At 60.1% G+C, this 16,987-nt stretch carries 13 protein-coding genes, 4 tRNA genes and 1 pseudogene; 11 read left to right on the top strand and 7 right to left on the bottom strand.

Going from position 1 to position 16,987, the window contains the following annotated elements; genetic code table 11:
- The first annotated feature begins 5 nt into the window (after nucleotides 1-5).
- The gene (locus JMN37_RS04730; RefSeq protein WP_071573657.1) at nucleotides 6-398 is read left to right on the top strand and encodes a GtrA family protein; all 393 of its coding nucleotides are present in this window, start codon (nucleotides 6-8) and stop codon (nucleotides 396-398) included.
- Here the strand turns inward: JMN37_RS04730 and glfT1 are convergent.
- From glfT1 to wzm, 3 genes are all read right to left on the bottom strand, one after another.
- The gene (glfT1, locus tag JMN37_RS04725) at nucleotides 385-1,302 is read right to left on the bottom strand and encodes a galactofuranosyltransferase GlfT1 (RefSeq protein WP_070363297.1); all 918 of its coding nucleotides are present in this window, start codon (nucleotides 1,300-1,302) and stop codon (nucleotides 385-387) included. The two genes, JMN37_RS04730 and glfT1, sit on opposite strands and share 14 nt — an antisense overlap.
- 309 nt (nucleotides 1,303-1,611) lie before the next feature.
- Nucleotides 1,612-2,400: a galactan export ABC transporter ATP-binding subunit Wzt/RfbE gene (wzt, locus tag JMN37_RS04720; RefSeq protein WP_070363296.1), complete on the bottom strand. Its 789-nt coding sequence runs from the start codon at nucleotides 2,398-2,400 to the stop codon at nucleotides 1,612-1,614.
- A gap of 16 nt (nucleotides 2,401-2,416) precedes the next feature.
- Nucleotides 2,417-3,268 (bottom strand): galactan export ABC transporter permease subunit Wzm/RfbD, encoded by an 852-nt coding sequence (wzm, locus tag JMN37_RS04715; protein WP_256472717.1) that lies wholly within the window; start codon nucleotides 3,266-3,268, stop codon nucleotides 2,417-2,419.
- Nucleotides 3,269-3,426: 158 nt separating this feature from the next.
- Here wzm and JMN37_RS04710 point away from each other — a divergent pair, with 158 nt between their 5' ends.
- Entirely contained in the window at nucleotides 3,427-4,653 is a 1,227-nt protein-coding gene (locus JMN37_RS04710; RefSeq protein WP_252931179.1) for an aminotransferase class V-fold PLP-dependent enzyme, read from the top strand.
- On the opposite strand, the gene JMN37_RS04705 is transcribed toward JMN37_RS04710, so the two are convergent.
- Nucleotides 4,650-5,639, bottom strand: a complete 990-nt coding sequence (locus tag JMN37_RS04705) for an NAD(P)H-quinone oxidoreductase (RefSeq protein ID WP_252931178.1) — start codon at nucleotides 5,637-5,639, stop codon at nucleotides 4,650-4,652. The two genes, JMN37_RS04710 and JMN37_RS04705, sit on opposite strands and share 4 nt — an antisense overlap.
- Nucleotides 5,640-5,701: 62 nt before the next feature.
- On the opposite strand from JMN37_RS04705, the gene JMN37_RS04700 reads away from it, so the two are divergent.
- The 3 genes from JMN37_RS04700 to JMN37_RS04690 all read left to right on the top strand — a co-directional run bounded on the left by JMN37_RS04700 (nucleotide 5,702) and on the right by JMN37_RS04690 (nucleotide 6,036).
- Nucleotides 5,702-5,786, top strand: a tRNA-Ser gene (locus JMN37_RS04700).
- An 81-nt stretch (nucleotides 5,787-5,867) separates the two neighbouring features.
- Nucleotides 5,868-5,959, top strand: a tRNA-Ser gene (locus tag JMN37_RS04695).
- A gap of 1 nt (nucleotide 5,960) precedes the next feature.
- Nucleotides 5,961-6,036 (top strand) — tRNA-Arg (locus JMN37_RS04690).
- A 71-nt stretch (nucleotides 6,037-6,107) separates the two neighbouring features.
- Here the strand turns inward: JMN37_RS04690 and JMN37_RS04685 are convergent.
- A pseudogene (locus JMN37_RS04685) lies at nucleotides 6,108-7,145 on the bottom strand (helicase-associated domain-containing protein); the annotation flags it as partial.
- Between the two features lie 114 nt (nucleotides 7,146-7,259).
- On the opposite strand from JMN37_RS04685, the gene JMN37_RS04680 reads away from it, so the two are divergent.
- The 3 genes from JMN37_RS04680 to pbp2m all read left to right on the top strand — a co-directional run bounded on the left by JMN37_RS04680 (nucleotide 7,260) and on the right by pbp2m (nucleotide 10,842).
- Nucleotides 7,260-8,120 (top strand): LysR family transcriptional regulator, encoded by an 861-nt coding sequence (locus JMN37_RS04680; protein ID WP_252931177.1) that lies wholly within the window; start codon nucleotides 7,260-7,262, stop codon nucleotides 8,118-8,120.
- Entirely contained in the window at nucleotides 8,117-8,947 is an 831-nt protein-coding gene (locus JMN37_RS04675) for a serine hydrolase (RefSeq protein WP_252931175.1), read from the top strand. Before JMN37_RS04680 ends, JMN37_RS04675 begins: the two co-directional genes overlap by 4 nt.
- Nucleotides 8,948-9,060: 113 nt before the next feature.
- Nucleotides 9,061-10,842, top strand: a complete 1,782-nt coding sequence (gene pbp2m / locus JMN37_RS04670; RefSeq protein WP_252931174.1) for a penicillin-binding protein PBP2M — start codon at nucleotides 9,061-9,063, stop codon at nucleotides 10,840-10,842.
- Nucleotides 10,843-10,858: 16 nt separating this feature from the next.
- On the opposite strand, the gene JMN37_RS04665 is transcribed toward pbp2m, so the two are convergent.
- Entirely contained in the window at nucleotides 10,859-11,353 is a 495-nt protein-coding gene (locus JMN37_RS04665; RefSeq protein ID WP_239317643.1) for a hypothetical protein, read from the bottom strand.
- A 285-nt stretch (nucleotides 11,354-11,638) separates the two neighbouring features.
- Between JMN37_RS04665 and JMN37_RS04660 the strand changes: the two genes are divergently transcribed.
- The gene (locus tag JMN37_RS04660; protein ID WP_252931173.1) at nucleotides 11,639-12,463 is read left to right on the top strand and encodes a fumarylacetoacetate hydrolase family protein; all 825 of its coding nucleotides are present in this window, start codon (nucleotides 11,639-11,641) and stop codon (nucleotides 12,461-12,463) included.
- Between the two features lie 12 nt (nucleotides 12,464-12,475).
- Here the strand turns inward: JMN37_RS04660 and JMN37_RS04655 are convergent, their stop codons facing one another.
- Nucleotides 12,476-15,031: a hypothetical protein gene (locus tag JMN37_RS04655; RefSeq protein WP_252931172.1), complete on the bottom strand. Its 2,556-nt coding sequence runs from the start codon at nucleotides 15,029-15,031 to the stop codon at nucleotides 12,476-12,478.
- Between the two features lie 254 nt (nucleotides 15,032-15,285).
- On the opposite strand from JMN37_RS04655, the gene mgtE reads away from it, so the two are divergent.
- On the top strand, nucleotides 15,286-16,647 hold the full coding sequence (gene mgtE / locus JMN37_RS04650) for a magnesium transporter (protein WP_252931171.1): 1,362 nt from the start codon (nucleotides 15,286-15,288) through the stop codon (nucleotides 16,645-16,647).
- 69 nt (nucleotides 16,648-16,716) lie between these two features.
- Nucleotides 16,717-16,792 (top strand) — tRNA-Arg (locus JMN37_RS04645).
- Nucleotides 16,793-16,987 lie beyond the last annotated feature (195 nt).

Genomic DNA, 16,987 nt, shown 5'->3' with positions numbered 1-16,987 from the left:
GCGCAATGAAGCAGCAAGCGCTGCCATTCCTCATCATCGGCATCGGCTGCGCCGTCATCGACTTCGGCATCACCTACACCCTCACCGAAGGCGTCGACCTCCAACGCGACCTCGCCAAAATGATCGGCTGGGTCTTCGGCACCGCCACCGCCTACGTGCTCAACTCGCGCTACGCCTTCAAATCCGAAGTCAGCGCGAAGAAAGCCGGCGCCGTCTTCGTGCTCTACGCCTGCACCTTCGCCGTCCAAGTCCTGCTCTACAAATGGACCGAACCGCCACTCATCGCCCTCGGACTCCACAACCCCTGGAAAGATGGCATCAGCTTCGTCATCGCCCAAGGCGTCGCCACCGTGACCAACTTCGTCCTCCAAAGCAAAGTCATCTTTAAGGACGCCTAAAGTCCTCCCGCGCCCCCATCCGCAGCAGACGCAGCCACTGCAGGAAGCCCTTCGGATCCTTCCGCTCCACCAGGAAGAACCACCCGAAGCGCACCACTTCCTGCAGCTTCATCTTCTTCATCCCCTGCTGATTAATGATGTAGCCGCGATTCCTATACGTGAAATACCTTTTCGACTCATTATCCGGCCACTGCGCATGCGCCCTGCCGCCCATAATCGGGTGGAACTCGCCCGACCCATCCGGGTGCAAATACTTCGTGGTCAGCGCCGTGCCATACCGCAGCCCCGACTGCGACAAACGCCGGTGATACTCCACCTCATCACCCCGAATGAACAGGCGATAATCCGGCACACCAATCCGCTCCATCGCCTCCGCCGAGATCAACGCCCCATTAAATAAGGACGCATAATCGGGCAAGAACGACCCCTCCAACTCAGCCGTCGTCCGCTTCCACTCCAAGCCCTGGCGCAGGGGAAACGCCAACTTCGCCGGATCCCCAATATTCGCCACGACCGGGCTCACCTCATGCAGCCGGTGCTGCTCCGCCACACGATACAGCTCCTCCAACACGCCGTGATCCGCCGGCCGACCATCGTCGTCCGCGCACCAAATCGCGTCGGCCCCCAACGCCAGCGCCGTCAAAAAGCCATACGCGAACCCGCCAGCACCACCCAGATTCGTCTTCGACGGCAAATACACCGCCCGATCCCCAGCCAACTCCTGCAGCAGTTCCTGAACAGCCTGCTCAGCGCCGTTATCCACCACGATCACCCACTGCACCGGGTGCGTCTGGTTCACCACCTGCTCCAGGGAATGCCGCAGCATCTCGACCCGCTTATGCGTCACGATCACCGCCGCCGTCGAACCACTACTTTTCAGGTGTGCCGTTCCAGTTCCAGTCATGCCTCATATTGTGCACCATCGGCGGGGCGGGGTGGTGGTGCGTCGGGGAGCGCGTGGTTTTCGTTCCGGCTGGGTGAAAATGCGCGACCTGCATCGCGCGCTTCTAACCTTGGAGGGAAACAGGAGGGCAGGCTGACAAACAGTCGTTCGAAAATTCGCAATATCTGCAAAGTGTAGTAGGTGGATTGTAGTAATCCTCGAAAATGATTGCGAAAAGGGGATTACTACAATCCTGTTACTCCCATTTGGGTTTCAGAGAAGCTCCGGCCAGCGAAAACCGACCGAAACCGGGCCGAACCAGCCCGGCGCCTACTCCGCCTGGAACCGCGTGACCAGGTCGTCGACGTACTGGCCGGCTTCGGGCCCTTCGTAGGCGCCCACGACCTCGGAGACCAGGCCGGCTTTCCTGATTTCGCCTTTGTCCACCCACAGGGCGGTGTTGCACAACTGTGCCAGGAAGTCGTTGGAGTGGGAGGCGAAGACGAGGATGCCGGAGCGCTCGACGAGTTCGGCCAACCGGACGCGGGCTTTGGCCATGAAGGCGGAGTCAACGGCGCCGATGCCTTCGTCGAGGAGCAGGATTTCGGGTTCGATGGAGGTGACCACGCCCAGGGCTAGGCGAACGCGCATGCCGGTGGAGTAGGTGCGCAGGGGCATGGAGAGGTAGTCGCCGAGTTCGGAGAATTCGGCGATTTCGTCCATCTTGGCTTTCATCTGTTTGCGGGTCTGGCCGAGGAAGAGGCCGCGGATGATGATGTTTTCGTAGCCGGAGATTTCGGGGTCCATGCCGACGCCGAGGTCGAAGACGGGGGCGACGCGGCCGCGGACGTCGGCGACGCCGCGGGTGGGTTCGTAGATGCCGGAGAGCAAGCGTAGCAACGTGGATTTGCCGGCGCCGTTGTGGCCGACCAGGCCCACGCGGTCGCCTTCGCGCAGGTGGAGGTTGATGTCCTTGAGTGCTTCGACGACCACGGTGTTGGAGGCATTCTTGCCGATTTTGCCACCGGCGGAGGACATGACTGCCTTTTTGAGTGAGCGGGATTTGGCGTCGAAAATTGGGAAGTCGACGCAGGCGTTGTAGGTGTCGATGGAAACCATGTGTGACTCCTTCTCCTTAGACCCAGTACGGCACGCGGAAGCGCATTTGGCGCATGGCGAGCAGGGCGAGCAGCAGGCCGATGATGGTGCAGACGCCGACGACGATCCAGTGGTAGCCGGCGAGTTCTTGGCCGATCATGGGGGCGCGCACGATCTCGAGGTAGTGGTAGAGGGGGTTGATTTCGGCGAGCATGGCTCGCTTAGCGACGTCGCCGCCTTGCTCCTTGAGCGTGTGGGTGGTCCAGACGATCGGGGTGACGTAGAACAGCAGCTGCACGAGTGCTTCCAGAAGTGGGGCGACGTCCCTGAATCGGGTGGCGATGATGCCGAAGAGCATGGTCACCCACACGCCGTTGACCACGAGGAGTGCCATCGCCGGGATGGCGAGGAGGACTTGCCATCCGAGGTGAATGCGGAACGCGAGCACGAGGATGACCCAGATGACCAGGTTGTGCGCCAGGAAGAGGAGTTGGCGCCATACGAGCCGGTACACGTGGACGGACAGTGCCGACGGCAGCTGCTTGATCAGGCCTTCGTTTTCGATGAAGACTTCCGCGCCGTCTTTGATGCAGCCAGAGATGAATCCCCAGACGATGAAGCCGACGGTGACGTGTGGGAGGAATTCGCGCACGCTGATTTGGAACAGCATGGAGTAGAGCAGCCCGAGGGCGAGCGCCATCACGCCGGTGGCGATGGTGATCCAGAGCGGTCCGAGGGTGGAGCGTCGGTAGCGCTGTTTGATGTCCTGCCAGCCTAGTTGGAGCCAGAGTTCGTGCTGGCCCCATCCGCGGATGAGGTCGCGGAATGCCAGCTTCAGTGTTTTCGACTGTGATTTCGGAGCGTCGTCGTGGTGTGGCTCGGAGGTCATCCTTGCGACGTCGTTTCGGAGCTGGTTTGTATTGTGCACGGTTCATACCCTAGCTTGCGTGTGCGTTGAGCGGTGTTTTGGCAGCATGCTGCGGGTGGGGTGCGCTGCGGTGTTCGGGCGTGCATAATGATTGGAAGTGTTGCCTGGAGGAGGTTGTGGTGTCGTTGCAGTCGTATGACGTTGCTAGTGTGCGTGGGCTGTACACCTCCCTTTCTGACGGCTGGACCTACATGAATGCGCATGATTGCCCGCAGATTCCGGAGCGGGTGTCGGCGGCGGTTGCGCGTTCGTTCCGTATGTCGACGGCGGTTGCGCGCCCTGAGCCGCGGGTCGGTTCGCATGCTCGCCCGACTGTCGGTGTGCCTGAGGGGCAAAGTTTTCTTTTCGACGCCCGCTCCGCCATCGCCGACCTGTGCAACGTTTCGCCCGAGCGTGTGGTGTTGGGGCCGTCGCTTCCGGTGTTGTATTCGGCGTTGGTGTTGGCGATGCGCCCGCTGTTTCGGCACCGTTCGTCGGTGGTGGTGTGCAATGCGGACCGCCCGGTGTTGACGGACGCGTTGGCGCGCTGCGCGGAGGATGCGCAGCTGCGTTGGGCGCAGACGGATCTCGCGACGGGTGACGTGCCTGCCTGGCAGTTCGGCGAGTTGGTGGACGGCTCGACGCGCCTGGTGGCAGTCCCCGCTGCGCATGAAGTGCTGGGGTCTGTGGTCCGCGTGGCGGACATTGCGGATACGGTGCGGGATCGTTCCCGCGCGTGGGTGCTCGCGGACGTCTCGGCGTACGCGCCGTATTACCTGATGGACTTCGATAGTTTCGGCGCGGATATTTTGGGCATTGACGTCGCGGAGCTCGGCGGGCCGCAGGTGGCGGCGCTGGTGTTCCGGGATGAGGCAATGTTCGGAAGGCTGGATATGTCGGCGTTGCAGCTCGACGTATCGACGGGCCTCGCCGGCGGGGTATCCGCCATCGTCGATCACTACGCGCGCCTGGTGGAGGAGCCGGGGCGCCGCAAGACCCGCCGCAACCGGCTGGAGTTCTCGATGGGGCTGACGCAGCGCTACATGCGCGGCCTGCGCGACGACCTGCACACCTTCCTGGGCACGTTGCCGTCGGTGCACATCGTGGGTGTGTCCGGCGAGGCCGCTGAGGGCTCGCGCATGGAGCACACCCCGCGCCTGGTCTTCGGTGTGCACGGCGTGCCGGCAGAGACGGTGCACCAGCGGCTGTTCGCCAACGGTATCGTATCGACGCCAGCTCCGACCACACCGCTACTGCAGGACATGGGTGTCGCCGAGATGGGCGGCGCGGTCGCCGTCGGGCTGGGTCCCTTCAATACGGAAGTGGACATCGAGCAGCTGATCCGCACCGTGGCCTCCCTGGCCTAAGCGGTTTCGACCTCCAGGACTACCTTGCCGGTGTGCTCGCCGGAGTTGAGGTAGGAGTGGGCGCAGCGGGCGTCGATAAGGGGGAAGGTCCGGGAGATGTTCGGTGTGATGTGGCCTGCTTCAATGAGCGGCCACACGTGCTCCACCGTGCTTGCCACGATCGCTGCTTTCATGGGGCGCGGGCGGGCGCGCAGCGTGGTCGCGTGGACGGATTGGCGGCGCGTGAGCATGCGGCCCAGGCTCAGCGTGCCCTTCGGCCCACCCTGCAACCCAATGACGACGAGCCTGCCGTCCACCGCCAGCGACTTGATGTTGGCCTCCAGGTAGGAGCCGCCGATGACGTCCAGGATGATGTCCGCCCAGCCCGCGAGCTCCTCCTCGAAGCGCTGCTCCTTGTAATTGATGAGCCTGTCCGCGCCGAGCTGCCTGCAGTACTCGAGCTTCTCGGCGCTCCCCGCGGTCACGGCGACTTCGCAGCCCATGGCTTTGCACAGCTGGATCGCGAAGGAGCCGATGCCGCCCGCCCCGCCGTGGATGAGCACCTTGTCCCCGGACTGCAACCCGGCGACCATCCCCAGGTTCGACCACACCGTGGCAGCCGCCTCCACAACGCCGGCGGTCTCCGTGAGAGTGAGGTTGGTTGGCTTCGGCGTGAGCTGGCCCTCCGGCACCGCCACGTACTCGGCGTAGCCACCGCCCGCCAGCAGGCAGCCGACTTCCTCGCCCGGCTGGCGGCCGGTCGTGCCCGGATCGGCGATGGTGCCCGCGCACTCCAACCCCATAATTTCCGACTCACCCTTCGGCGGCGGGTACATCCCCTTCGCCTGCATCAAGTCCCCGCGATTCACGCCAGCGGCGTGCACCTTCACCAGTACTTCGCCCTCCTTCAGCTCCGGGAGGGGGACGGTTGTCAGTTCGAGAGCCTGCGGGTCCGAGGTATCAGTCTGGACGATGGCCTGCATAGTCTTCGTGTTCTGTGTGCTCATACCGCGCCAGCGTACTGAATTTTCGCGTTCAGCAAGGGGGTGCTGTAGAATCACGCAACATTGGAGACGTGGCAGAGCGGCCGAATGCACTGGTCTTGAAAACCAGCGAGGGTCACACCTCCAGGGGTTCAAATCCCCTCGTCTCCGCAAGTGAAGGCCCCTTACCGGTTGGTGAGGGGCCTTCGTTTTGTTCCCCGTTCGTGGTGTGTGTACTATGGGCGAAGGTCTGGAGACGTGCCAGAGCGGCCGAATGGGGCTCCCTGCTAAGGAGTTGCCCTCTTTGCGGAGGGCCGCAGGTTCAAATCCTGTCGTCTCCGCCACGCGCCCGTGGCTCAACGGATAGAGCATCTGACTACGGATCAGAAGGTTGGGGGTTCGAATCCCTCCGGGCGCACCAGATCAAACCCCAGTCCACTGTGTGGGCTGGGGTTTGTTGTGTTGCTTGTGCCAGTGTCTCAGTGCCAACGGAGGCCCGATCAGGCTGAATACGTCGCCTTCGCGGCCGTCCTCGCGCACCAGGGTGGCGGTGAGCCCCAGACGGCGGCGAGACTGCAGGTCGGAGGTCATGCGGAACACCGGGGCAGGCAGCAGGTGAACCTCGTCGTAAATGATTAAGCCCCAGTCGCGGGAGTCGAACAGCTCCAGCGCCCGGTATTCGCCCTTCGACTTGCGCGTGACCACTTGGTAGGTGGCGATGGTCACGGGGCGGATCTCCTTCTTCTCTCCGGAGTATTCGCCGATTTCATCCTCCGTCAGGGAGGTGCGGCGCACTAGCTCGTCCTTCCACTGCCTGCCCGCGACGGTGTTCGTCACCAGGATCAGGGTGGTGGCCTTTGCCTTGGCCATCGAGGCCGCGCCGACCATCGTCTTGCCCGCACCACATGGCAGCACTACCACGCCCGAGCCGCCTTCCCAGAAGCTATCGGCCGCCATCTCCTGGTAGTCGCGCAGCTGCCATTCTTCGTGTTCCTGCGACAGCTCGATGGGGTGTGCCTCGCCGTCGACGTATCCCGCCAGGTCCTCTGCGGGCCAGCCGACCTTCAGCAGTTCCTGCTTGAGCCTGCCGCGCTCGGAAGGGTGCACAACGATCGAGTCCTCGTCGATCTCTGCGCCCAACATGGGCTTGATCTTTTTGTGACGCCGGATCTCCGTCAGCACAGCCCTGTCCGTCGTCTCTAGCACGAGCCCGTGCGCTGGGTGCTTGATGAGCTTCAGCCGCCCGTAGCGATCCATCGTGTCGGCAATGTCGATGAGCAGCGGCTGCGGGGCGGGGAACCGCGAGTAGGTTTCCAGCACGTCCATGATCTGCTCCGCGTCGTGCCCTGCCGCGCGGGCGTTCCACAGCGCCAGCGGGGTGATGCGGTAGGTGTGCACGTGCTCTGGGGCGCGCTCCAGTTCCGCGAACGGTGCCAGCGCGGTGCGTGCCTCCTGCGCCTGTTCGTGGTCGATTTCCAGCAGCACGGTCTTATCCGACTGCACAATGAGCGGTCCGTTTCCAATGCCCACGCTGTGTGTCACTTCCTTTTTGTTTATCGACGCCACCGCGACGGTGTTGCTCAAGCCAAAGACATCATTTTACGCTGCAGTGGTGCGAACTCGTGCTCCACTATACTGAGACCCATGATTGCTCAGACGGGAAATCTGCGCCAATGGCAGTATTTCGTGGCTTTAGCGGAGACCGGTAGTTTTACAGCGGCGGCAGCGCGACTGGGAGTGAGTCAGCCGCCTGTCTCCAATGCCATTAAGCGCTTAGAAGCTGGTGTAGGTACACCGCTATTTATCCGAGGGGCGGGGGAAGTGAAACTAACCGAGGCAGGGTTGACCTTGCTTCCATATGCCCGGGTGATTAATCGCGATCTTCAGACTATGCATTCGATGATTGACGGTATCCGAAGTGGTGCGCAAAGCGGGTTTCGTTTGGCCATCAGTAGTGCGCTTCCAAGCGAGATAGGATCGCGTATTGCAGCAAAGGCACAGCAGCATGATGGAGTAGTTTTGTCGTCACTGCCTTCTGTTGAGATTCTTGCCCGTGTTGAAGAAGGCACTATTCATGCGGGGCTTGTTCAAGCTCCGGTTCCCTTGGGTACTCACCGCAGTGCGAGGCAGTTTTCTCTGTCACGTGATCTAGTGGTGCCGCCGGGGTATTCAAGGTTGGATAAGACCTTGTCTCAATTGAATCTGCTGGTGGAGAACCTGAATGACAATTCAAGTGCAGCCAGTGGTTTGGCGAGAGAGCTATTTCGGTCGGGTGTGTCTTGCGAAATTAATGATTCAGAGGATGCTCTAGGTAGGGGCTTATTGATTGGAAGAGGGGAGGGGATGTCTTTGGTATTTCGCGGTTTTCACCAGTTTGACAATGCTATTGAGCTTCCTTCCCGTTTCGATTTTTCCGTGGATGTAGTGGTTCGCCGAGGTGGGATGGACAATGGCGCCGAGGCCATGGCGGTCGCCGAAAGAATTTGTCGAAGGATTAACCAATGACTGCACGGATGGAGATGGCCCTGGAAAACGTGTTGACGCGGTCGGGGTGTGAGGGATGGTGGTGTGCATCGCGACTGCACGATGGGGTGACTATCGGACGCAAACAAGACGAGAAAATTTCGGTGGCATCCTTATATAAAATCCGGCTCCTCCACCTCACTTTGGAAGCGATTCAACGAGGTGATCTGGATCCTCGTCTTCGTGTTGACGTTGCACCGTCCAAAGGAACTTACGAAGGGTATGGGTTCGCTGCCTTTGATGACGCAGTGAACGTGAGTCTCCGAGACTTAATGAAACAAGTCGCATCGGTGTCAGATAACGTGGCCGCCCACGAGATTTTGCGTCTACTGCCTGCGTGGGCTCGAGAAGCATTTCTTAAACGGTTTCCACCTCATTATGACTTGCAAGATCGGAATAGCTTAGTGACGGCGGAGAAACAATTGCGTCAATATGTTCAATCCCAAGGGGGGAGTAGTACAGATATAGCGTTTTCTGCAGTCTCTTCGTTGGCGGAAATAACTAATGACTTGGAACAGGTTTGGAAAGACGATAGTGCAGCGGTACGTCGATCTATGTGTGAACTCTTGGGGTTGCAGGTGTGGCGTCACCGTGTTCCTTCAGGCTTTCCTCCAAGCGGCGTTGATATCTATGGAAAAACGGGCACTGTAGGACTTCTCCATGGTGAAGCTTCGATTATCCAGGTTGAGGGCGAGGAGCCCATTGTGGTGTCCATCATGCTGAAACAGGTGGTGCCAGAACAAGCAATGAGTACTCACGATGGTGCTATTGGCGAAGTGGCTAGACTGCTCGTGGACGCTCTTCGTTAGAATTTCTGCCACTTGAATACACACTTCTACCATCGCCTATATGTGAATGAAATGAGACAATTGCATTATGTGATATTGGTGGCATCCAATGCGTCTCACTTAACGTCACTCCCATGATGACTAAGCACAATCGTTTCCGTCAGTCGGTGATTGCACTCTGTTCGCTCTCCGCAGTGATGTTGAGCAGCTGTTCAGCTCTACCGTGGGAATCAGACTCAGACGTATTTCTCAAAGCTTTCAACGCGGGAGATGACAGCAAGGCTGCACGGTATCTGGATCATCCAGACCCGGAGCGCGCCCTTCATGAATTTCGGCAGTCACTTCATGGTGTGAAGGTCAACATCGAAACATCTGATATTTCCAATGGAAAGAAGAATACTCATGTGACTTGGTCCAAAGATGGTGTGGAGTTGGAGAGCAATGGTCGGCTCGTCCTTAGTGGACAGGATGGTAAGCCTCAATGGTTGCCTTCGATCTTCGACGCTCAGTTGAGCGATGATTCCGCACTCTTTTTTGCTGAAGATAAACAGTACGATCTTCCAATTAAAGATCGCTTGGGCAATGATTATATGACCTGGACGAAAGTTATTCAGGTACGAGGTCGCAAAGATATAGCCTCTAGAGCGCAGGAATTGGCCCAGATTTTTGCACCAGTGTCTCCCACAACGACTAAGGAGTGGATCGAGCAGACCTTGGGAGAGTCTCAGGATGAAGACACCGTGCTCCTCACTTTGAGGCAGGAAGAATTCCGGAAGATACAAGAGCAACTTAGGACCTTTGAGGGAATTTCCACTGTGGAGCAGGGGCGTCTCTTAAGCGTGTCCAAAACTCTTAACTCTCCGATGGATGCTGAATTGAACAAATATTGGGAGTCAGTGCTCGATGCTAATTCAGGATGGTCGATACGCGCTGAGAGTTCACAAGGTATGACGACGGTAGCCTCTGAGCCGCCTCGCCGAGTTCAGCCAATCGTAACCACTCTGGATAACACACTGCAAAGCGCAGCAAAACAAGCAGTGGACAGTGAGCAACGTGCCGCAGTTCTAGTCGTGCTCAATCCTAGAACAGGAGGTGTCCTTGCCGTTGCACAAAATGACAAGGCAAATAACCAAGGGCCAATCGCACTCACCGGGCTATTCCCACCGGGATCGACGTTCAAAACTGTGACCACAGCGGCGGCACTAGAGGCAGGGGCAGTCAGCATGGATGAGGAACTACCTTGTCCTAGCAATATCACCGTCGCTGGACGCAAGATTCCCAACGATCATGACTTCGATCTAGGTAGCGTTCGACTGGAAGAAGCTTTCGCCCAATCATGTAACACAACCCAAGCGGTCATTTCGGATCGTTTGGGAGAAGATGATCTGCAACGGACTGCTTTAGAACTCGGAATTGGCTCCGACTTCGACGTACCAGGGATGACCACACTTACTGGTTCGGTGCCGCGGACACCGGCTGGACCTCCTCGTGTGGAGGCTTCTATTGGACAGGGCGAGGTTCTAGCTAGTCCATTTGGGATTGCGCTCATGCAATCGACTGTCGCTAACGGCGGCTTGCTTGTTCCTCCACAGCTCATTCAAGGCGAACAGACAGTAGTGAATAAACAGGCAGACCAGCATGTCAGCGATACAACTATTCAAAGCCTCCGGACGATGATGAAATCAACAATTGACCACGGTTCAGCTAGGTCGTTGAGTGATCTTAGTGCACTTGGCGGAAAGACTGGTACAGCAGAAATTGATGGCAAGCTTTCCAATGGCTGGTTCGCTGGAACGACAGGGGAATTGGCGATTGCGTCCCTTGTAATCGAAGGAGATTCTTCTCAGCCAGCTGTGGAAATGGCCGGGCGTTTCCTTCGCTCGCCGGATGTTCAGAAATTCTCTGGAATTCAATAAACTTGCGTCATAACCTCTAGCACGGCACGTCCACCGCAGCGATGCGGTGGGGTTGGATCGTGAGGCTCTCCCCGGTGGATTCGAGCACCGCGGAGATGGTGGAGGGGGTCATCATCACGATGGAGATCCAGTCATGGCTGGTGGCACCCGCATAGTCCACGTAGTGCAGGCGCACCTGTGTGCCCGCGGTATAGGCGCGGCGCAGCTCGGACATGATCTCCCGCGGCGAGCGGAAGGTCCGGGTGTCCGAGGCCTTCGTGCCGTCCGCCGGGTCCACGGCGATGGCCTGGTCGTGGGCGCGGCGAAAACCCTCCACGGCGCCGTCGATCTCCGAGGCGATCTCGGTGGAGTCCCCAGTGATGTCCATGATGTTGCGCTGGGGAGTATCCACGCGAGACGGGACACGAGCCGAGTGGGGTTCGGTGGCGGAGCCCTGCTGGAATGCCCTGGTGGCGTCGTCAATCAAATACCGCAGGGACTGGGGAACGGACGAGAGACCGCCGGGGGACATGCGATCCAGGAAGGCCTCGATGTCCTTCCATGGGGCGTCATAGCGCCCAATGGACGTAGCCCTTATTGTCTAGCACTTTCGTGACCTGGTCATATGTCCGGGCCGATTTTTCGTATTGCGTCCTTTGGCACTCAATCGGCTGGGAGGGACACCAAATTCCCTCCCAGCCCATCAGCCAACTGGGAAAACGCCGAGCCCGTTCGCGCGAATTGGCGAATCTGGTGCGCGCGCATATGCGGGCCGGTAGCGTCGTGCGTACACACACGCACCGAAAGGAATCGCACTATGCAACTGATGACACTTCGCCAACCCGGCGGAACCACGACCGCCGCGCGCCGCACCGGGGAAACGACCGCAGTCAAGATTGGCTTTCAAGATGTCGGCGAGCTCCTCGCCCAAGAAAACTGGCAGGAGCTTGCCGCGGCAGACGGGGAGCAGGTCACCTTCCAGGACAAGGACCTGGCGCCTGTTGTGCCTCGCCCGGGCAAGGTTATTTGTGTCGGTCTGAACTACGCGAACCACATCAAGGAAATGGGTCGTGAGCTGCCGAAGGTCCCGACGCTGTTCATTAAGTTTGCTGACGCCCTCACCGGCCCCTATGACGATGTGAACGTTCCCGAATGGGGCAGGGGAGCCCTGGATTGGGAGGGGGAGTTGGCGGTTGTGATTGGGAAGAGGGCGCGTCGAGTAGTAGAGGCGGAAGCGGCTGATTACATCGCGGGCTACGCGGTGGCCAATGATTACACGATGCGCGACTACCAGTACGCCACGTTGCAGTGGCACCAGGGCAAGTCCCTGGAGAAGTCCGCGGGGTTCGGGCCGTGGCTGACCACTCGCGACGAGTGGGCGGGTGCGGGGCAGCTCACGACGCGCCTCAACGGCGAGGTGGTGCAGAACGATTCGACGTCTGACCTGGTGTTCACGCCGGAGTTTCTGATTGAGTACATTTCGCACATTTACCCGCTGAACCCCGGCGACACCATCTTGACTGGTACGCCGGGCGGGGTTGGGCATGCGCGCGATCCGAAGCGTTATGTGGGCGACGGGGACGTCGTCACGATTGAGATTGAGGGGTTGGGGCGCATCTCGAACCGCACTGTGTTCGAGTAGCGCCCGGCGCCCTTACTTCGCTGGGGTGGTGGGGACGACTGGCGCGGTGGTGGTCACTGAGCCGGTCGGCTGCTGGCCCTGGTTGCCGGAGCTGCCGACGGTGATGTCGATGTCCTTGACGTTCGGGATGCAGCTGCGCAGGCCGGCGATCGCCAGCAGGGTCACCACGACGCCGACCAGGCCGCCGCCGACCGCAGTCAGCGTGTTTGCGTCGACGTTGAGGGAGCGGGCGGTGTCGCGGAGTGCGCGGTCAATCGAGTTCTTATCGACGCCCGCAGCCTGAATACCGAGCTGGTTCGACAGTGCAACCGGGATTGCGGCCAGCAGCGGAAGGCCGAGGCCGACCAGGGTCGCGATGCAGCGTGGGTCGGAGATGCCGCCCTCGGCGCCGACGCGCGCGTTCAGGTTCGAGGAGCCGCCATTGCCAGCGCCCTGGCCCTGGCCTTTGTCGCCTTGGCCGCCGCGCTTGGAGGAGCCGCCGCCGGAGCTGAGCGGGATGCCCTGCACGTTCGGGTTCGCGTTATCGGAGACCTTGATGTCTGGGTTGCCGTTGTTGTTGCCGTTGTCCGAAACGTTGACGGTCGGGTTCGCGTTGTTGGTGACCACGACGGTCGCCTTAGCGTTGTCAGAGATCTTCACGTCTGGGTTGCCGTTGTTGTTGGCGTTATCGGAGACGTTGACGGTCGGGTTGGCGTTGTTGGTGACCACGACGTTTGGGTTGCCGTTGTTCGACGCGTTATCGGAGACGTTGACGGTCGGGTTCGCGTTGTTGGTCACAACAACGGACGCCTTGGCGTTATCCGAGATCTTGATGTCCGGGTTGCCGTTGTTCGACGCGTTGTTGTTCGCGTTATCGGTGATGTTGACCGTCGGGTTCGCGTTGTTGGTCACAACAACGTTTGGGTTGCCGTTGTTGTTGCCGTTGTCGGAAATGTTCACGGTCGGGTTGGCGTTGCCCGTGATGGTGACGTTGCCGTTGTCGTGGACCTTGGCGTTATCCGTGACAACGACGCTGACCTGCGGGTTACCGTTGTTGGAACCGTTGTCGGAAATGTTCACGGTCGGGTTCGCGTTGCCGGTGACGGTGACATGGCCGTTGTTGTTGCCGTTGTTTTCGATGCGGATCGCGCCGTCTTCAACCTTGACGATGCCCTCGAGCGCGCCCTTCAGGCTGCCGAGCAGCCCGCCGCCCGAGCCGCCCTTGCCGTCCTCACCAGAGCCGCCGGAGCCGCCACCGATGAGGCCGCCGAGCAAGTTACCGATAGCGCCACCGATGCCGCCGGTGCCGCCGCCGATCAGACCGCCCAGGATTGGGCCGAGGACGCCACCGATACCCTTCGCGATTTCCCCGCCAGTGGTCTGCGGGTTGGTGGCGTTGATGCGGATGGTGCGCTCGACGGTGGAGGTGCCGTCGCTAATTTTGACTGGCAGGTCGAATACGCCCGGGGTGAAGGTGGCAGGTGCGTTGACCTGCACTTCGCCGTTGAGGTTGGTGAAGGACCAGAGCGGGTACTTCGCGCCGCTGCGCTCAATCGTGACGTTCTCCGGCAGGGTGAGGCCCGGAACCGGCTTCACGCGCTGCTTCTCGAAGTCGACTGAGTAGATCTTGCTGAAGTCCGGCAGGTCGCCTTCCCACTCGGCGGGAGGCATGGTGTCGGTGAGCTTGACCTTCAGGGTGCCGGAGTACGGCTCGCCTTTCTTCGGCGTGATGGTGACCGGAATATCCGCGCTACCAGCCTTGATGGCGTTGTTGAAGGTGATCTTGTTCCACGGCTTCCCGATGGTCAGGTTGCCCTCCGCATCGACGGTCACCGGCCAGCGCGTGGTGCTATCCCAGTAGGTCGACGCGATCTTGTCGCCGGGCTCGAGCTTGGCGTCCGGCACGGGCACGGTTTCTTTGTTCCAGAAGTTCTCGGCCTCGTAGGTCTTGTCGAAGTCGAACTTCGGCGCCTCAGGGGCTGGGGCTTCCTCGCTTGTCGACGGCCCCTCCGACTCGGCTGGTGCTTCCGGTTTGGAAGACTCGGATGGTGCCTCCGGTTCGGAGGACTCAGACGGTGCCCCGGACTCAGCCGTGGTGGTTTCCGGCGTGGTGGTTTCTGCCGGGGTCGTCTCCGGAGTGGAGGTTTCCTCTGCTGGCTTTTCGTCCTTGACGGCGATCTTCAGCGTGGCCTCGTAGGGCTCGCCGGAGGCCGGGGTGACCTTGATCGGGATCTCGACGGTCTTGCCGACCTTGCTGCTGAACGCCAAGCCGTCGCTCGGGCGCCCGACGGTCAGGACGCCGTGGTCGTCGAAGGTCACCTTCCACCGGTACGTGCCGATCGTCTTCCAGTTGTAATAGGTCTCTACCTTGTCGCCCGGGTTCAGGGCGATGTCTTTGAGCGGGACCGAATCAACGTCCCAGAAGTTGACCTCTTCTGGCGTGTCGAAGTCGGATGCCTGCGTCGCCACTGTCTGGGCGTGGGCTGCGGGGAGGTCGGACGTCGAGACGCTGACGAATGGGGCGACCAGCGCGATCGAAAGCGCACCGGCGGCGATAGAGATGCGCTTTGTGCGCGTGCTGTATGCCATAAACTTGTCCTTTGCTCAAGAGCGGAAACGCTGCACTGGACCTGCAGCACAGGTATGTCACAGATTGATATCGTTTCTGTCCAGTAAAACTTAACATTCTCACCCCCGCCCAAGGCTAGGGATGGAAAGGGATAGGCAAAACATGCAGGTAGTTCGCTTTACAAAAAGGTGCGCTATTCCACCTCCGGGGGTAAGTGCGGCTACGCTTGCAATGCTTGACTTGGCCAATCGCGGTGAGGTGAAAGGACGTGGAGATGAAGATCAATGACCCCGAGCAGCTCTACGAGCTCGAGCGGCGGCTGGAGGACCACGACCCTGAGATAGAGGAGCTGTCGGAACTTCAGGAGCAGCTGAAGCACGTCCGCCTCAAGGACATCATCGCGATGATTGAGCGCACCGATGTCACAAACGGTGCGAAGATTCTGCGCCTGCTGTCGCCGGAGCGCTCTGCGGTCGTCTTCGACGTGCTGGACCCGGCGCACCAGGCAGACATGGTCACCGCACTTGGAGACGAAGCCGTCGTCGGCTTCTTCGACGCCCTCGGCGCCGAGGACCGCGTGGCCCTCCTCGACGAGCTTCCTCCAGAGGTCGCCGCCCGCCTCATGCACGAGCTCGACGAGGACGACCAGCGCGTCACCAACGTCGTCCTCGGCTACGAGAAGGGTACCGTCGGCCGCACCATGTCGCCGGAGGTGCCGCTGGTCACGCCAGAGATGACGGTCAAGGAGGTCGTCGATAATCTCCGCGAGAACGTCGACAGTCTGGAGACGATCTACACCGTCCCCGTCACAGATGCGCACCGCACGCTCGTAGGCATCGTTTCTTTACGACGCCTCTTCCAATCCAAGGCCAACCAACCCGTTTCCGAGGTCATGCGGGAAGCGCAGTACGCTTACGCCTCCGACGAGGCTGAGGACACCGCGCGCTGGTTCCTGTCGTCGAACTTGCTGGCCTTGCCGGTCGTCGATAATGAGCACCACCTGGTGGGCATATTCACATACGACGAGGCCCACGACATCGTCGAAGAAGCAGACAGTGAGGACACAGCCCGCCTGGGTGCGTCCGAGTCCCTGAAGCGCCCGTACCTCTCAACGCCCGTGCAGGCCCTGGTCAAGAGCCGTATCGTCTGGCTGCTGGTGCTTGCGGTCTCCGCGATCCTGACGGTGCAGGTGCTCGGTATCTTCGAGGACACGCTTGAGAAGGCCGTCGTGTTGTCCTTATTCATCCCGCTGCTGACGGGTACCGGCGGTAACACCGGCAACCAGGCCGCCACCACCGTGACTCGCGCGCTCGCACTCAATGACGTCCGTAACCGCGACGTGGCTAAGGTGGCGTGGCGTGAAATGCGGGTGGGGATGCTGCTCGGTGCCGTGCTCGGCTCGCTGGGTTTTGTGCTGGCAGGGCTGGTGTTCGGGCAGTCGGTGGGCATTGTCATTGGGTTGACGCTGCTGCTCGTATGCACGATGGCCGCAACCGTGGGCGGTGTGATGCCAATCATCGCTAAGACCATTGGCGCTGACCCGGCCGTGTTCTCCAACCCGTTCATCTCTACGTTCTGTGATGCCACCGGTCTGATTATCTACTTCTTTATTGCGAAGGCGGTTCTGGGCATCTAACAGGCGTTTTGCTGCACTCGCAGTTTCGGTGTAGAGTCTCTTTCGTTGCTTACAAGGCAGCAAAACACCGCGCCCGTGGCTCAACGGATAGAGCATCTGACTACGGATCAGAAGGTTGGGGGTTCGAATCCCTCCGGGCGCACCACATACAACCCCAGTCCACCGCGTGTGGGCTGGGGTTTCTGCTTTATTCTTTGAGGCGGTGCCAAAAGAGGGTTAAGGGTCAAAATGTGTGTCTGGCTCGGCGTGTCGCGGGGGTTAGATTTGGCCTTTTTGAATGCCGATTGAGTGGGTGTAGTCGGTGTCGATAGCGTTGTCGTAGAGGGCTGGGCGTCCTGTT

The sequence above is a fragment of the Corynebacterium lipophilum genome, assembly GCF_024102595.1.
GTDB classification, from domain to species: Bacteria; Actinomycetota; Actinomycetes; order Mycobacteriales; family Mycobacteriaceae; genus Corynebacterium; species Corynebacterium pseudogenitalium.
This window is presented reverse-complemented; position numbering and strand designations above follow the sequence as displayed.

Excerpts from the sequence above, each read along its gene's own strand:
- JMN37_RS04730 (WP_071573657.1), top strand. The coding sequence starts at position 6 with ATGAAGCAGCAAGCGCTGCCATTCCTCATCATCGGCATCGGCTGCGCC.
- glfT1 (WP_070363297.1), bottom strand. The coding sequence starts at position 1,302 with ATGACTGGAACTGGAACGGCACACCTGAAAAGTAGTGGTTCGACGGCG.
- wzt (WP_070363296.1), bottom strand. The coding sequence starts at position 2,400 with ATGGTTTCCATCGACACCTACAACGCCTGCGTCGACTTCCCAATTTTC.
- wzm (WP_256472717.1), bottom strand. The coding sequence starts at position 3,268 with ATGACCTCCGAGCCACACCACGACGACGCTCCGAAATCACAGTCGAAA.
- JMN37_RS04705 (WP_252931178.1), bottom strand. The coding sequence starts at position 5,639 with ATGAGCACACAGAACACGAAGACTATGCAGGCCATCGTCCAGACTGAT.
- JMN37_RS04680 (WP_252931177.1), top strand. The coding sequence starts at position 7,260 with ATGATTGCTCAGACGGGAAATCTGCGCCAATGGCAGTATTTCGTGGCT.
- JMN37_RS04675 (WP_252931175.1), top strand. The coding sequence starts at position 8,117 with ATGACTGCACGGATGGAGATGGCCCTGGAAAACGTGTTGACGCGGTCG.
- pbp2m (WP_252931174.1), top strand. The coding sequence starts at position 9,061 with ATGATGACTAAGCACAATCGTTTCCGTCAGTCGGTGATTGCACTCTGT.
- JMN37_RS04665 (WP_239317643.1), bottom strand. The coding sequence starts at position 11,353 with ATGTCCCCCGGCGGTCTCTCGTCCGTTCCCCAGTCCCTGCGGTATTTG.
- JMN37_RS04660 (WP_252931173.1), top strand. The coding sequence starts at position 11,639 with ATGCAACTGATGACACTTCGCCAACCCGGCGGAACCACGACCGCCGCG.
- JMN37_RS04655 (WP_252931172.1), bottom strand. The coding sequence starts at position 15,031 with ATGGCATACAGCACGCGCACAAAGCGCATCTCTATCGCCGCCGGTGCG.
- mgtE (WP_252931171.1), top strand. The coding sequence starts at position 15,286 with ATGAAGATCAATGACCCCGAGCAGCTCTACGAGCTCGAGCGGCGGCTG.